Annotated in this window: 13 protein-coding genes and 2 pseudogenes; 8 read left to right on the top strand and 7 right to left on the bottom strand. The window is 64.6% G+C overall.

The window, feature by feature from the left end:
• The 3 genes and pseudogenes from EGJ34_RS22550 to EGJ34_RS16715 form a co-directional block, all read left to right on the top strand.
• Positions 1–211, top strand: a pseudogene (locus EGJ34_RS22550) (hypothetical protein); the annotation flags it as partial.
• 5 nt (positions 212–216) lie between these two features.
• Positions 217–1,140, top strand: a complete 924-nt coding sequence (locus EGJ34_RS16720; RefSeq protein WP_260477033.1) for an RHS repeat-associated core domain-containing protein — start codon at positions 217–219, stop codon at positions 1,138–1,140.
• On the top strand, positions 1,119–1,712 hold the full coding sequence (locus EGJ34_RS16715) for a hypothetical protein (protein ID WP_125361619.1): 594 nt from the start codon (positions 1,119–1,121) through the stop codon (positions 1,710–1,712). Before EGJ34_RS16720 ends, EGJ34_RS16715 begins: the two co-directional genes overlap by 22 nt.
• 125 nt (positions 1,713–1,837) lie before the next feature.
• Here EGJ34_RS16715 and EGJ34_RS16710 read toward each other — a convergent pair.
• Positions 1,838–2,650 (bottom strand): annotated as a pseudogene (locus tag EGJ34_RS16710) (IS3 family transposase); the annotation flags it as partial.
• Positions 2,651–2,986: 336 nt separating this feature from the next.
• On the opposite strand from EGJ34_RS16710, the gene EGJ34_RS16705 reads away from it, so the two are divergent.
• Positions 2,987–3,763: a hypothetical protein gene (locus EGJ34_RS16705; protein WP_125361618.1), complete on the top strand. Its 777-nt coding sequence runs from the start codon at positions 2,987–2,989 to the stop codon at positions 3,761–3,763.
• 54 nt (positions 3,764–3,817) lie between these two features.
• Positions 3,818–4,795: a zinc-binding dehydrogenase gene (locus tag EGJ34_RS16700; protein WP_125361617.1), complete on the top strand. Its 978-nt coding sequence runs from the start codon at positions 3,818–3,820 to the stop codon at positions 4,793–4,795.
• 163 nt (positions 4,796–4,958) lie between these two features.
• On the opposite strand, the gene EGJ34_RS16695 is transcribed toward EGJ34_RS16700, so the two are convergent.
• Positions 4,959–5,504 carry a hypothetical protein gene (locus EGJ34_RS16695; RefSeq protein ID WP_125361616.1) on the bottom strand — a complete coding sequence of 182 codons (546 nt, stop codon included), beginning with the start codon at positions 5,502–5,504 and terminating at the stop codon, positions 4,959–4,961.
• Between EGJ34_RS16695 and EGJ34_RS16690 the strand changes: the two genes are divergently transcribed.
• Entirely contained in the window at positions 5,503–6,423 is a 921-nt protein-coding gene (locus tag EGJ34_RS16690) for a M14 family metallocarboxypeptidase (protein ID WP_125361615.1), read from the top strand. The two genes, EGJ34_RS16695 and EGJ34_RS16690, sit on opposite strands and share 2 nt — an antisense overlap.
• On the opposite strand, the gene EGJ34_RS16685 is transcribed toward EGJ34_RS16690, so the two are convergent.
• Both EGJ34_RS16685 and EGJ34_RS16680 read right to left on the bottom strand, forming a co-directional pair.
• Complete coding sequence (locus EGJ34_RS16685) at positions 6,424–7,554, bottom strand: MFS transporter (protein ID WP_125361614.1); 1,131 nt, start codon at positions 7,552–7,554, stop codon at positions 6,424–6,426.
• Positions 7,555–7,612: 58 nt separating this feature from the next.
• Positions 7,613–8,521 (bottom strand): LysR family transcriptional regulator, encoded by a 909-nt coding sequence (locus tag EGJ34_RS16680; RefSeq protein WP_125361613.1) that lies wholly within the window; start codon positions 8,519–8,521, stop codon positions 7,613–7,615.
• Between the two features lie 99 nt (positions 8,522–8,620).
• Here EGJ34_RS16680 and EGJ34_RS16675 point away from each other — a divergent pair, with 99 nt between their 5' ends.
• Together EGJ34_RS16675 and EGJ34_RS16670 are read left to right on the top strand one after the other, a co-directional pair.
• The gene (locus EGJ34_RS16675; RefSeq protein ID WP_125361612.1) at positions 8,621–9,382 is read left to right on the top strand and encodes an SDR family oxidoreductase; all 762 of its coding nucleotides are present in this window, start codon (positions 8,621–8,623) and stop codon (positions 9,380–9,382) included.
• A 70-nt stretch (positions 9,383–9,452) separates the two neighbouring features.
• Positions 9,453–9,782, top strand: a complete 330-nt coding sequence (locus tag EGJ34_RS16670) for a DUF3817 domain-containing protein (protein WP_185750215.1) — start codon at positions 9,453–9,455, stop codon at positions 9,780–9,782.
• Positions 9,783–9,785: 3 nt separating this feature from the next.
• Here the strand turns inward: EGJ34_RS16670 and EGJ34_RS16665 are convergent, their stop codons facing one another.
• The 3 genes from EGJ34_RS16665 to EGJ34_RS16655 form a co-directional block, all read right to left on the bottom strand.
• The gene (locus EGJ34_RS16665) at positions 9,786–12,458 is read right to left on the bottom strand and encodes an autotransporter outer membrane beta-barrel domain-containing protein (RefSeq protein WP_185750214.1); all 2,673 of its coding nucleotides are present in this window, start codon (positions 12,456–12,458) and stop codon (positions 9,786–9,788) included.
• A 222-nt stretch (positions 12,459–12,680) separates the two neighbouring features.
• On the bottom strand, positions 12,681–13,001 hold the full coding sequence (locus tag EGJ34_RS16660; protein WP_125361610.1) for a thioredoxin family protein: 321 nt from the start codon (positions 12,999–13,001) through the stop codon (positions 12,681–12,683).
• The coding region (locus EGJ34_RS16655; protein WP_125361609.1) for a flavodoxin at positions 12,995–13,400 on the bottom strand (406 nt) is incomplete at its 5' end. The genes EGJ34_RS16655 and EGJ34_RS16660, both read right to left, overlap by 7 nt.

Genomic DNA, 13,400 nt, shown 5'->3' with positions numbered 1-13,400 from the left:
GGGCCTGCGGTTCACCCGGAATACCACCACCCAGTGCGAAGTGACGTGGACCGTCTCCGCCGGAGCCAGCTATTACCGGATTCGTAGCGGCAGCGGGTTGATTGATACCACCTCCGGCTCAGTCTACAGCTACGACGAACGTTGCCGCCGCCCCTACACGGTGCGGGCCTGCAACGCGCAGGCGTGCTCGGCCTGGTCTACGGGACTGTGATGGCCATGGACAAGGACCTGAATCCGATGACGACTTCGGCCGACACGCGAGGGATGGGCATGAAAGCAATCCTGGGAGGGCAGTTGCGCAGGGCCGCACTGGTGGTGGCTGGGCTGGTTGCCAGCCTGACCGTCAGTGCCGCTGAGACGTTTGAGTACATTCATACCGATGCGCTGGGCTCGCCGGTGGCGGTGACCGACGCCAATGGCGTGGTGATCGAGCGGATGGTTTACGAGCCGTATGGGGCTTTGGTGGGCGGGCCGGTGAAGGATGGGCCGGGATACACGGGGCATGTTGCTGACTCGGCTACTGGTCTGAGCTATATGCAGCAGCGGTACTTCGACCCTGAGCTTGGTGTGCTTCTCTCGGTTGACCCTATAACGACACTGCAAGTACCTATCGGGGCATTCAACAGGTACACGTACGCAGATCGAAGCCCATATGGCTACGTAGACCCAGATGGCCGCCAATCTGTTGACCCGAGAGCACCTGAACCCCCGCCGACACCTCTGCCGAAGGTGACCGTGACTGCGCCGAAATTCGTTTCTGGTCCGCAACCAAGCTTCTTCACTCTGACGACCGTGACTGCCCTTCGAAGAGACACCTCCATCAGTCAAGCAGTGCGATCAGGTGAGCTTGCAAGAACCGTGACGCTTCCGGCTTTGACGGTAACAGCGTCGCCTCCAGCAAGTGCGTTGGCAATCAGTACCGCACCAGTGGTAGTGGATGGCGCAGTGATCGCCGGCACTGTTGTGCTTAAATCAAAAACGTCGCGCGAGACGTTGTACTATGTGTGTATCGGCGTCGGCATGTGTAATGGTGAAAGGGCACCCCTGCATCGAAACCTGCAGCAAGAGCGAAATGCGCAGGTGAGAGATGGTGCTGTTCGGGAGGCCAAGGCTAAAGTATGGGAGATTCCAAATCCATGAGAAGAAAGGTTCACCCCGATTTTAAGAGAGCTACGAAGCTCATCCATGAGGGACAAGCGCGTAAGGCGTTGCTACTTGCCCAAGGTCTGATTGCGTCCACGGTTGAGATGGATCGTCTTGATGGCTATACATGTCAGGGAATGGCTTTCGAAGATGGAGGTGTGGATTTGGATCCCGACTTTGATAGGTCCTTGGATAGCTATAGGCGAGCTTCGTTGATTGCACCCAACGCAGTCAGTTTTATACATCTCGCGCGCATATCATTGAAGAGGAAGGACTATCCGTCGGCACTGCGATTCCTGAATATTTCGGCAGAATATGAGGAAACTCCAGAGGTTCTACTGGGATTTGGACACTACTTCGAGGATCATCTTCCTAAGGAGGCATCCAACGCCAAATCATATTTTATGAAGGCGGCACTAAGGGGGCGCTTTGATGGCTTCTTTGGATACTCCCGGGTAGCGAGAAAACTAGGTCAAACCTTTAGGGCATTTCTAATGGACTGTTGCAGGGTTGTTTCTGGTCCGTTTATTGCGCTTGCAATCGGAGTGCGGGCTCAGTTTAAGTTCTAGTGATTGTGTTTTGTTGCGTGAGATGGCTCTGCAGAACGTGGGGGCCAGTATGTGATGCGCTGTCCATGGGACTGTCAGGAATTTTGTTGAAAAGCATCATGTATCCCAGCCAAGAAGAAGTGGAACTAGGCCGTCAATGCCAGTGTCTGCATTGGAGTGATACCACCGAGCGCCATGTTCGGCCGCTCGTTGTTGTACGTCCATAGCCAGCGTGTTGGAACTTCCTGGACCTGCTCAATGGTCTGAAACAGGTTGCCGGCCAGCCAGGCGTACCGAACTGTCCTGTTATACCGCTCGATGTAGGCGTTCTGCTGGGGGTTGCTGGGCTGGATGTAGAGCAGTGCGATTCCGTGCTGCTCTGCCCAGGCGTGCACAGCTCCGCTGATGTACTCAGGTCCATTATCGCAGCGGATGGAATCTGGCTTACCCCGCCACTCGACGACCTGGTCAAAACTGCGGATGACGCGATTGGCTGGTAGCGAGATGTCCATGTCCATGGCCAGTCTTTCGCGATTGAAGTCGTCCAGGACATTGAGTATCCGGAAGCTGGACCTTCCACCAGCTGGTCATGCATGAAGTCCATTGACCAAGTCAGATTTGGCTTTTCCGGCACGGCCGGTGGCTCTGGCAGCTCGCGTACCAAGCGCTTCCGAGGCTTGATTTGCAGGTTGAGCTCCAGTTCGCGATAGATGCGGCAGACCCGCTGGTGGTTCCAGCCAAAGCCCTTCACGTTCCGAAGGTGCAGAAAGCACAATCCGAAGCCCCAAATCCCGATAGGCGCTGGCCAGCCGGATGAGCCAATCGGCAATCACGGAGTTTTCCTCGCTGGCTTTGGCCTGATAGCGATAGCAGGTCTGGATGACACCGAAGCTCGCGCAAGCATGGGCGACGCTTGTACTGCCGGCCTTCACCGCCTGTCGGGCCATCTCGCGACGCTGATATGGGTGATCATCAGAGCATCGGCATGATGGTGCTCAATCGCGTCCAGCCCTTCGTGTCGGCAGATTATGTGCAGAGGCTCGGCTTGCTGGTGGCGGCTTCGATCTAGAGTCATGCGTGCGCGTGGTGATCCTTGGTATCGGCCGTCGTCTGTCGACCGACGCTACCTCGAAGAGCGGTCGCCGTGTCGGGCTACCTGATCCCGTTGGTCCAGCAATCCAAGCATGCCATCGCGCCGTGGTTCGTCATTTTGGAGACTCGTGACCACGGGGACCGTGGCACCGCCTTAACCCCCGTTCCGGTACGCTGCGCTGTCTTTTTGCAGGAGTACGGAAATGCGGTGGATTGTGTTGCTGGCCGCCCTGGCCATGCCGGTGGTGGCATGGTTGTCACAGACCGGCCAGTTCGGTCCCACCAACGGGGCGATCTCCGACCGCTATCCCACGCTGCTGGTCGCGGCCGGCTATGCGTTCTCCATCTGGGGCGTGATCTTCCTGCTGGACGTGGTGTTCGGCTTATGGCAACTGCGCCGGCGCACCCCCGACGTCAACGCGCGCGTGCGCGGCTGGGCTACCGTCGGCTTCGCCCTCACCGCGGCCTGGATGCCGGTGTTCTCGCAGCAGGCGTTCCTGCCGGCGCTGGCCATCATCTGGGCCGCGCTGCTCTGCATGGCAGTCGCCGCCGTGCGTGCCGCACCGCTCAACGCCACTGCCGGCCAGCGCGCCTTCGCGGCCTATCCGCTGGCGCTGCACGCCGGTTGGCTGACCATGGCCGCGTTTCTCAACACCGCCCAGGTGATCGTCGCCTATGGCTGGCTGGATACGGCCAACATGCTGCCGTGGAGTCTGGTGCTGCTGGGCTTGGCCACGCTGCTGGCGTGGTGCATGAACCTGCTGCTGCGCGGCCACTATGCCTATCCGGTGGCAGTGATCTGGGCGCTGGCGGGTGTGTATGTGAAGCAGTCCGGATGGCGCTTGCCCGGGGCGGAGACCATTGCCCCGTTGGCTCTGGGCATTGCCGCACTGCTGTTCCTGCAGACTCTGATGCTGCGCGCCCGCGCTTGGCGTGCACCGACTGTCGCCGTGGTCGCGGAACACCGCTATCGCCGTTGATTACCTGGCAATTGATGCCACGTCTGTATTCACTGATTCTGTAAGGAGCTGCTGATGCGCGCCGCCGTTCATGACACCTTTGGCGACCCCACCCAGGTATTGCATGCTGGGGAGGTGCCGTTACCCGAACCTGCTGAAGGAGAGGTGCGCATCCGTACCGTTCTAGCGCCGATCCATAACCACGACCTGTGGACGGTGCGCGGGCAGTATGGTTACAAGCCTGAGCTTCCGGCGGTGGGCGGCAGCGAGGGCACCGGCGTGATTGATGCGCTGGGCGAAGGGGTAACCGGGCTGCAGATCGGGCAGCGGGTCAGTGCGGCGTCCGTGCATGGCAGCTGGGCCGAGGCCTTCATTGCCCCGGCACGCATGGTGATCCCCATGCCCGACAGCATTGACGATGAAACTGCCGCCCAGTTGATTGCCATGCCGTTGAGCGCGTTGATGCTGCTGGAATTCCTGCAGGTGGAGCGCGGCCAGTGGATCGTGCAGAACGCGGCTAATGGTGCCGTGGGAAAGGCGCTGGCGATGTTGGCGCGTGCGCGAGGCGTGCACTGTTTGAATCTGGTGCGGCGCGACGACGGCGTGGATGAGATGCAGGCACTGGGAATTGAGAATACCTATTCCACCGCTCAGGCAGATTGGCTGGACCAGGTTAAGGCCGCGCTGGGCGAGGGCGGGGCGGCCGCGGCGGTGGACTCAGTGGGTGGCAAGGCCAGCGGTGAGCTGGTGAGCCTGCTGGGTGAGGGCGGCACCCTGGTGTCGTTCGGCTCGATGACCGGCGAGCCGATGCAGATTGGTTCGGGCGATGTGATCTTCAAGCAGGCCACCATCAAGGGCTTCTGGGGCAGCAAGGTCAGCCAGGATATGGCTCCGGAGAACAAGCGGCGGCTGGTGGGTGAGCTGTTGAAGCTGGCGGCTGAGGGAGGGCTCAGTCTTCCGGTGGACGCGGTATTTGGGTTGGATGAGGTGGCTGAGGCGGCGAAGGCGAGCCTGCAGGCGGGGCGGAATGGCAAGGTGCTGCTTCGCCCCTAACGATACGCGGCGATTGATCGGTATTGATGCCAGCCCCGTAGAGCCACGCCCTGCGTGGCTTCGGGGTGCCTGGTGAGTCGAAGCCACGCAGGGCGTGGCTTTACGGAGCGGGTTTGGGGGCTGCGTGAGCCGGCCAACGGCCGGCGCTACCGGGGGTTCTGTCTCATGCGATTTCGAACGACACCCGCGTGGTGGGATCAAAATGAAAACGAGAGACCGCGAGAACGCATTGCGCGTTGACAGGTGGGTCATCGTAGTGTCGTTGAAGGACTAGCGACAGTGGGATTCCCTCTTCTCCGACGAGGTATGCGGTGTAGGTGTCGGCATATTCGTCCAACGAATCGTCGAACAGACATTCGAAGATCCAGCACAGGTTCTGTTCGTCCTTCGCAAGCATGATGCGGGGCACGTCGTAGAATCCGCGATAGTCCAGTATGGTGAACCGGCCGTGCACTGGCATCGAAGTCGTCATGATCATGGATTTGGATGCACGCACGAGTAGTCTGGGAGCTGACGCGTAGAGCCGTTTCGTTATTTTCAATGCGTTACCGGGCGTTGGCAATTTCACGGTCGTCGTCTGTCGACCGACGCTACCACCCCACCATCCCGCCAATCCGTCATCCAGATCCCGGTGCGGGAGCTGCCAAGCATCCCGTCCCCGCCGCCGCGCTATCATCACCGCTCCTGAAATCCCTGCGAGACCTGCCATGACCCTTTCCCGCTTCTATCCCATCGGTACCCCCGGCCAGGCCTGGGGCGCGGAAGAGAAGGCGCAGTGGCGGGCGGGGCAGCCGAAGCAGCGCAGCTATGCTGACGAAGTGGTGAGCAAGGTCCAGGCGCTAAGCACGGACTTCGACGTGGTGCCCTACGGCGAGCTGGACTACGCCCCGGACCAGTACACCTTGTTCGCCCTGCGCAGCCGCGACTGGAATTCGGGCCTGCCCAGCGTGCTGGTCACCGGCGGTGTGCACGGTTATGAAACCAGCGGCGTGGAAGGCGCACTGCAGTTCCTGGCCCAGCGCGCCAAGGACTACGCCGGCAAGGCGAACATCCTTGTGGCCCCGTGCGTGAACCCGTGGGGCTTCGAGCGCATCAACCGCTGGAATGCGCTGGCGATCGACCCGAATCGTTCCTTCGTGACCGACAGCCCGGCCGCCGAATCGGCCGCATTGATGGCGCTGGTAGCGCCGTTGCGTGACGGCATGGTGCTGCATATCGACCTGCACGAAACCACCGACAGCGACGAAACCGAATTCCGCCCGGCACTGGCCGCGCGCGATGGCAAGCCGTTCGAGCCGGGTGGCATTCCCGATGGCTTCTATCTGGTGGACGACACCGAGAACCCGCAGCCTGCGTTCCAGCAGGCGGTGAACGCTGAAGTCGAAAAGGTCACCCACATCGCCCCGGCGGATGAAAAGGGCGAAATCATCGGCTCACCGGTGGTCGCTCCGGGCGTGATCGAGTATCCGCTCAAGCGCCTGGGCCTGTGCGCCAGCATCACTGGCGCGAAGTTCACCACCACCACCGAGGTTTACCCGGACAGCCCGCGTGCCACCCCGCAGCAGTGCAACGACGCGCAGGTGGCGGCGGTGTGCGCCGCCATCGACTACGCGCTGGCGCACCGCTGATTACACCCGCACCCAGCGGGAGGTAATGCCGATCAGCACCATCACCACCGCCACGGCGGTGAACGCGAACACCAGGCTGCTGGCCTGGGCGACGAAGCCGATCAGCGCCGGGCCGGCCAGCACGCCGGCGTAGCCCAGCGTGGTGATGGCCGGAATGGCCAGGCTTTCGGGCATGGCCTTCTGGTTGCCGGCCATGGAGAACAGCGCCGGCACGATGTTGGCGCAGCCCAGGCCGATCAGCACATAACCGGCCAGTGCCGGCAGCAGCGGCGGGGCGTAGGTGATCAGGCCGAAGCCCACGGCCGCGACCAGCGCGCCAAGCAGAATCGCGCGGTGCCGGCCCAGCTTGGCGACCACACCGTCACCGACCAGGCGGGTGACGGTCATGGCAATGGCGAAGCACATGAAGCCCAGCCCCGCGCGGTCCTGCGGCACCTGCTGCACTTCATGCAGGAATACCGCGCTCCAGTCGAGCATGGTGCCTTCGGCGAGGAAGGCGACGAAGCACAGCACGCCGATCGCCAGCACCACGCCATGCGGCACGGCGAACATCGGGGCATCGTTGGGCGCGCGGTCGCGCCGCCACCAGCGTACCGAAACGGCCAGCAGCGCGATCATCAATGTCGAGGCCAGCACACACACCAGCAACGGCGAAACACGCATGGAAAGCAGGGTGGTGATCGCCGCCGCACCGATGGCACCGCCAATGCTGTAGAACGCGTGGAAGTTGGACATCATCGGCCGGCCACTTTCGCGCTCGACAATCACCGCCTGCATGTTCATCACGCAGTCGCAGGCCCCTACGCCGGCACCGAACACGAACAGCGCCGCGCCCAGCGTCCAGGGCGACGGAGCGATGGCCAGCAAGGGCAGGGCGACCATCGCCATCAGCAGGGTGATGACCATGATGGCCCGGCAGCCGAAGCGTGCAGCCAGGGCACCGGCAATCGGCATCGCGAGCAGCGAGCCGGCACCCAGGCACAGCAGCACCAGCCCGAGCGTACCTTCATCCAGCCCGGTGCGGTTCTTCGCATAAGGCACCAGCGGTGCCCAGGCGGCGGTGGCAAAGCCGGGCAGCAGGAAGGCGGCGCGGGTGGCCTGTTGTTCGGCGCGCTGCTGAAAAGGCGTCATCTGATGTAACCGTTTACATTTTCGAGCGCAAAGCTTACCGGTTGCCTGGGGTGGCGCGTCAATCGGTCCGCGTCAGCTCCGGCAGGATCACGCCGGCAACCCAGTCCATGAACGCGGCCACCCTGCGCGGCAGATGCCGGCGCTGGGCGTAGAGCAGGGTGACCGGCATCGGCTCGGCCACGCACTGCGGCAGTACTTCCACCAGATCCCCACGCGCCATCGCAGCACGCGCGCCCAAACGCGGTACCTGGATGATGCCCAGCCCGGCCAGCGCCGCTGCACTGTAAGCCTCGCCACTGTTGACGGTGATTGGTCCGCCCATCGGCACGCTCTGGTAGGCCTGGCCGTCAAAGTACTCAAACCCGGGCGAACGCTGGCCCAGTGTGCCCACGTAATGGACCAGCGCGTGCGTGGCCAGATCGTCCAGACCCCGAGGCATGCCGCGTGCGGCGATGTAGGCGGGGCTGGCGCAGTTGACGATATGCATCACGCCGAGCGGGCGCGCGACCAGCGTGTTGTCGTCCAGCGGGCCGACCCGCAGCACGCAGTCGAAGCCTTCGCGGACCAGGTCGACACGGCGGTCGGTGCCGCTGAGCTCGATCTCCAGCCCGGGATGCTGGCCGAGGAACTCCGGCAGGTGCGGCACCACGAGCTGCCGCGCCAGGCCGCTGGACATGTCCACGCGCAGGCGTCCGGTCAGCTGCCCGGTTTCGCGGCGGAACATGCCCTGCAGGTCTTCCATGTCGTCCAGCAGGTCGCGGGCGCGCTGCTGGTACTGCGCGCCGTCGGCGGTCAGTCGCACCCGGCGCGTGGTTCGATGCAGCAGCTGCACGCCGACCTCGGCTTCCAGCCGCTGCACCGCCAGCGACACACTGGCCTTGGGCAGGCCCAGGCTGTCGGCGGCGCGGGTGAAGGAGCCGAGTTCGGCGACCCGCAGGAAGCTGCGCAGCTGGTCAAGGCGATCCATGGATTGTTCGCTGTGGTTGGACAGTCAAATCAGGATCGCGCGATTTATGAGGCCGGGCAAGGGTAATAGTCTGGCCGCACCCCAACCAAGGAGCACGTCATGAGCACGACCTCCCGCATCACCCTGATCACCGGCGGCAGCCGCGGCCTGGGCCGCAACGCCGCGCTGGCGCTGGCCGCCGATGGCTCCGATGTGATCATCACCTACCGCAGCCAAGCCGATGCCGCCCAGCAGGTGGTGGCGCAGATTGAGGCGCTGGGCCGCCGAGCCGCCGCGCTGCCGCTGGACGTTGCCGACAGCGCCGGCTTTGAAGCCTTCGCCGCAGCAGTGAAAGCGCAGTTGCAGCAGTGGGGTGCCAGCGGCCTGCAGGGCCTGCTCAACAACGCCGGCGAAGGGCTGTATGCCGGCTTCACCGAAACCACGCCGGCGCAGTTCGACCACCTGGTCGCCGTCCACCTGAAGGGCCCGTACTTCCTGACCCAGGCGCTGCTGCCGCTGATCAGCGACGGCGGCCGCATTCTCAATGTGTCCAGCGGCCTGGCCCGTTTCGCGCTGCCGGGCAGCTCTGCCTACGCGATGATGAAGGGCGGCATCGAGGTGTTCAGCCGTTATCTGGCCAAGGAGCTGGGTGCGCGTGGCATCAGCGCCAATACGCTGGCACCGGGTGCCATTGAAACCGACTTCGGTGGTGGACACGTGCGCGACAACCAGGACATCAACAAGATGGTGGCGGGCAACACCGCGCTGGGCCGTGCCGGTCTGCCGGACGACATCGGGCCGGTGGTGGTGGCGCTGTTGTCGCCGCAGACGGGTTGGATCAACGCGCAGCGCGTAGAAGCGTCGGGCGGAATGTTCATTTAAGCGAACGGTTCGCATTAGCGATAACCCGGCTATCATGGCGGCCCCTTTGCCGTGATCACCGGGTACGCGTTTGAAAACCTCTGCTCCGCTCAGCCCGATGGGCCGCGTGTTCGCCATCGTGGCCCTGTTTGAAGCCTTCACCTGGGCGGGCCTGCTGGTCGGCATGTATTTCAAGTATCACGCCGGGGAACCCACCACGCTCGGCGTTCGCATCTTCGGGCCCGTGCATGGCCTGGCTTTCATGGTCTACGTGGTGGTCAGCGTGCTGACCGCGCTGCGCCAGCGCTGGCCCTGGTGGGCGACGCTGCTGGCGCTGCTGGCGGCGATCCCGCCGCTGGTCACGCTGCCGCTGGAGTGGTGGTTCAAGCGGATCGGGTTGCTGTCCGTCCGCTCGAACTGACCCTTACCAGCGGTAGCTCAGGCCGAGCTGCGCGCTGCGCTGGTGATAGCCGGAGCCGCGCTGCAGGGACAGACCAGCCCAGGCACCGAAGCCTCCGGGAAAGCGCACGCTGGCACCGGCGCTGAACTCGCCGCGCTGGCGCGGAATGCGCGCGTCCACGGCTTCGTCGTCCATCCGCAGGTAAGGATTGCTGGCGTTGCGCAGCCAGCTCGCCGAGACGTAAGGCTGCACTTCAGCAGCGCTGCCGCCCCAGCGGGTGACGCCGGAGATTCGTACTCCGGCGCGGCCGAAGGCTCCGTCGGCGTCCTCGGCATGCACCACGGTGCCGTTGCGTTCGGTGTGCTGCACGGTGTCCCAGCGGGTGTAGCCCACCTGCAGCTGCGGCTCCACGAACACGGTGCTGTTCGCGCCGCGGCGGATCGGGAGCGCATAACCGACTTCCACCGCACCCTGCCACGCGCGGCTGTCATAGCGCTCGGTGGCCAGGGCGGTCCCTTCCACTTCGTTGCGGAACATCGCCCGCTGCACCGAGCCGTCCACGTAAAGGCCCGTGTACGGGTCCGCACCGGCGGCGGTGCGCCATGTGCCGTACACGCCCACCGCATTGCCCTTGACCTTGCCGCGCGCGTAATAGCCGGTCAGCTCGCTGGTGGAGGTGCTGCTGGCGTTGCCGCTGCCCACCATAACGCCGATGCCGCTGCCTTGCTCGTTACCGAACAACTGAGCGCCCACGCTCAGCGCCTGGCTGTTGCCGCGGACATTCAGCTGCTGCAGGTTGGCCCCGAAACCGGAGCGCGATCCGTCCACGCGGGCCCACGCACGTCCGCCGTTCTGGCCGGCCTGGCGATGGTGATAGCCCAGCCGGAACATGCCATCGGCGGCCTGATGGTTGGCCAGGTAGGCACCGGGTTCCGGACGCAGAACCGGCTGCGGCTCGGGTTCGGGTTCCGGCTCGGGCTCGGGCTCCGGACCCTGGCACTCCGGCAGAGTGGGATCCACGTCGCACGGATCCGGCACCAGGGCCATTTCCGAGCGCAGGTACCAGTCGCCATCGGCGGCGTCCTTGAACAGGAAGTACTCGTACTGGCCACCGACCGCGCGGCCCGCCAGGTCGAAGCTGCCGTTGGAGGCACCGCCGACCTGGATGAGCTGGATGCCGCGGCTGGTCAGCGCACCCGCGCCGCCAACGTTGTTGACCTGCACATTGGTCTGGCCGCTGCTGTCGCCTTCGATCACCAGTGCGTCGGAGGCGGCGTCGTCGCCAGCAAGCACGGTGTTGAACCGCAGCATGCCGCCGTTGCCGGTGTAGTTGCCGGCGACCTGCAGGGTATGGAACGCCTGGCCGTCTCCGAACTGCACCACGGCACCGCTGCCCACCTCAAGCTGCTGCACATTGCTGTCGGCCGTGAGCTCCCAGCTGGCATCGCTGATCTGTACGTCGGTACCGTTGATGATCGCCCCCTGCAGCTGGGCACCGCTGCCCAGGGTGACGTTGACCGTGGCGGTGTTGGCACCCAGGGTGGCCCCGACAATGTCGCCAGTGATCGAGGAGCCGGTGACCGCCAGATTGGCGCTGGCCCGTGCGCCCACCTGCAGGGCTACGCCGTTGCCACCGTCCAGCGAGGAGCCGTTGCTTACGGTGATGTCCACGTTACCGCCGAGGGGCGCGTTGATCGCCGGCCCGGTGCTGGCGGTGACGCTGGAGCCGTCGATCTGGATGCTGTTGTTGCCGCCGGCCGAGCCGGTCAGATAAATGCCGTGGCGGGTGCCTTCCACACGTGCGCCCTGGCTGAGCACCAGGTTGCCGTTGCTCATGCTCACGCCGGCACCGTCACCACCTACGGTACCGGTGCCGGTACCGCGCAGGGTGGCACCGGCCACAGTCAACGTGGAGCCATTGGTCACGCTGGCAGCGATTGCGCCGCTGACCAGGCTGCTGCTGCCGGTGACGGTGGCGATGGGCTGTGAGGTGGTTCCCCCGGACAGTGCCAGCGCGGTGCCGTTGGACGTGACCTGCGAGTCCACCAGCAGCAGGGTACCGCCGGTCATCGCCACGCCATTGGTGCTGCCGGTCAGCGTGCTGGCGCTTACCTGAGCGCTCCCCCCGCTGATGTTCAACGCCTGGCCGGCGCTGCTGCTTCCGTCAGAGCTGGCCTGCACGTTGTCCAGGACAAGGGTCGCGCCATCGCCAAGCTGCAGGGCCTCGCCACCGGCGCTCAGGGATGTATTGCGCAGGGTGAGCGCGCTGCCCGCGCCGGTGCTGCTCAGGCCGCGCCCGGCCGAGGTGATGGTCATGCCATCCACGTCCATGCGGCTGCCGGAGGTCACCCCGCCCGCATCGCCGCTGGTGGACACGATGTTGATCGTGCCGCCGGTCAGGGTGGCGGTGCTGGCGTTGGCGAGGCGGATGCCGAAAATGCCGCCCAGCGCGGCTCCGTTGCCGATGACACTGGCGTTGTCGACCTGGATGCCGCTGGTCGTGCCGCCGGGGGCGATGGTCCGCTCGGCCTGGTCGGAGACGTCCCATGCTTCGGTGGGGTCGCCGGGATTGATGGTGTGGGTGTTGCCCGGGCCGGTGAGGGTACCGGCGTTGACCTGCAGGGGCAGGCTGGCAAGGGATAAGGCGATGGCGCTGAACAGCGCACAGCGCTGGCTGCACTGAGAGAGAGGCCGCATTGTGAAATCTCCGGAGCGTGGATCGTGAAACGACAACCCCCGTTGGTTCACAACCTCAAACCGGAAGTCATTCGATGTTGCGAATGATCCGGCCGCGGCCGCCGCGGACCCATGCAACATGTTGCATGGTGTGTGCCCTGAAACCGCTGGTTCAGGATGAGCAAGGTGATGTCAGCCCGGCGTGAAGAGCAGCCGGGCGAGAGCAGCCGGGCAAGCCCGGCTCTACGGGGTCAGCGCTGCTTCGATCTGCGCGGGAGACTGATAGCCAGCCATGCGCTGCACTTCCTGGCCGTGGCGCACCAGGCTCAGGGTGGGGGTCTGGCGCAGGCCGAGGTCGCGGAAGAACGCCTCGCCGACGGTCTCCAGTTTCACCTTGAGCAGCACCACATTGGCGGCGGCCGGAGTGCCGGCGACCTGGCCCAGCGCCGCATCCAGCATGCGGCATCCCGGGCACTGGTCCTTGTAGAAGTCCACCAGCAGGGTGGAATGCGCGAGCAGGGCAGCATGGTAGTCGTCGGCGCTGTGCGCCTGCAGGGTCAGCATGTAGTGTGTCTCCCGGGCGCGGCCAGAACCTGGTCGGCCCACTCTTGAATGGCGTGTCGGTCGGCGTCGCCGTGTGGCATCTGCTCGATCTGTAGTACCGGCCAGGGCGAATGGAAGTACCCGGCAAGCCGGTGCGCGGCTCCGCAGAAGTACTCCATGCCCCATTGCGTTTCGCCGGTGCCAAAGATGGCTACCCGGTCGGCCGGTGGCAGGCCGGGATGGGCACGCAGCAGGGCGACGAAGTCCTTCATCTCGGTCGGGGTGCGCCCGGCGTTGTCGGTCCAGGCACCGAACAGGTAGCGGTCGTGGGGGCGGGCCAGGATGGGCAGCGCCTGGTCGGGGTCTTCATCGGCCCCCAGCCAGTCCACCGCGTGGCCGCGGCCGCGGCAGTGCGCGGCG

It is taken from the genome of Stenotrophomonas sp. 278 (genome assembly GCF_003935715.1).
Taxonomy (GTDB): Bacteria; Pseudomonadota; Gammaproteobacteria; order Xanthomonadales; family Xanthomonadaceae; genus Stenotrophomonas; species Stenotrophomonas maltophilia_AH.
This window is presented reverse-complemented; position numbering and strand designations above follow the sequence as displayed.

Bases quoted from the DNA above. Each gene is read 5' to 3' on its own strand.
- EGJ34_RS16720 (WP_260477033.1), top strand. From the start codon at position 217: ATGGACAAGGACCTGAATCCGATGACGACTTCGGCCGACACGCGAGGG.
- EGJ34_RS16715 (WP_125361619.1), top strand. From the start codon at position 1,119: ATGGGAGATTCCAAATCCATGAGAAGAAAGGTTCACCCCGATTTTAAG.
- EGJ34_RS16705 (WP_125361618.1), top strand. From the start codon at position 2,987: ATGCGGTGGATTGTGTTGCTGGCCGCCCTGGCCATGCCGGTGGTGGCA.
- EGJ34_RS16700 (WP_125361617.1), top strand. From the start codon at position 3,818: ATGCGCGCCGCCGTTCATGACACCTTTGGCGACCCCACCCAGGTATTG.
- EGJ34_RS16690 (WP_125361615.1), top strand. From the start codon at position 5,503: ATGACCCTTTCCCGCTTCTATCCCATCGGTACCCCCGGCCAGGCCTGG.
- EGJ34_RS16695 (WP_125361616.1), bottom strand. From the start codon at position 5,504: ATGGCAGGTCTCGCAGGGATTTCAGGAGCGGTGATGATAGCGCGGCGG.
- EGJ34_RS16685 (WP_125361614.1), bottom strand. From the start codon at position 7,554: ATGACGCCTTTTCAGCAGCGCGCCGAACAACAGGCCACCCGCGCCGCC.
- EGJ34_RS16680 (WP_125361613.1), bottom strand. From the start codon at position 8,521: ATGGATCGCCTTGACCAGCTGCGCAGCTTCCTGCGGGTCGCCGAACTC.
- EGJ34_RS16675 (WP_125361612.1), top strand. From the start codon at position 8,621: ATGAGCACGACCTCCCGCATCACCCTGATCACCGGCGGCAGCCGCGGC.
- EGJ34_RS16665 (WP_185750214.1), bottom strand. From the start codon at position 12,458: ATGCGGCCTCTCTCTCAGTGCAGCCAGCGCTGTGCGCTGTTCAGCGCC.
- EGJ34_RS16660 (WP_125361610.1), bottom strand. From the start codon at position 13,001: ATGCTGACCCTGCAGGCGCACAGCGCCGACGACTACCATGCTGCCCTG.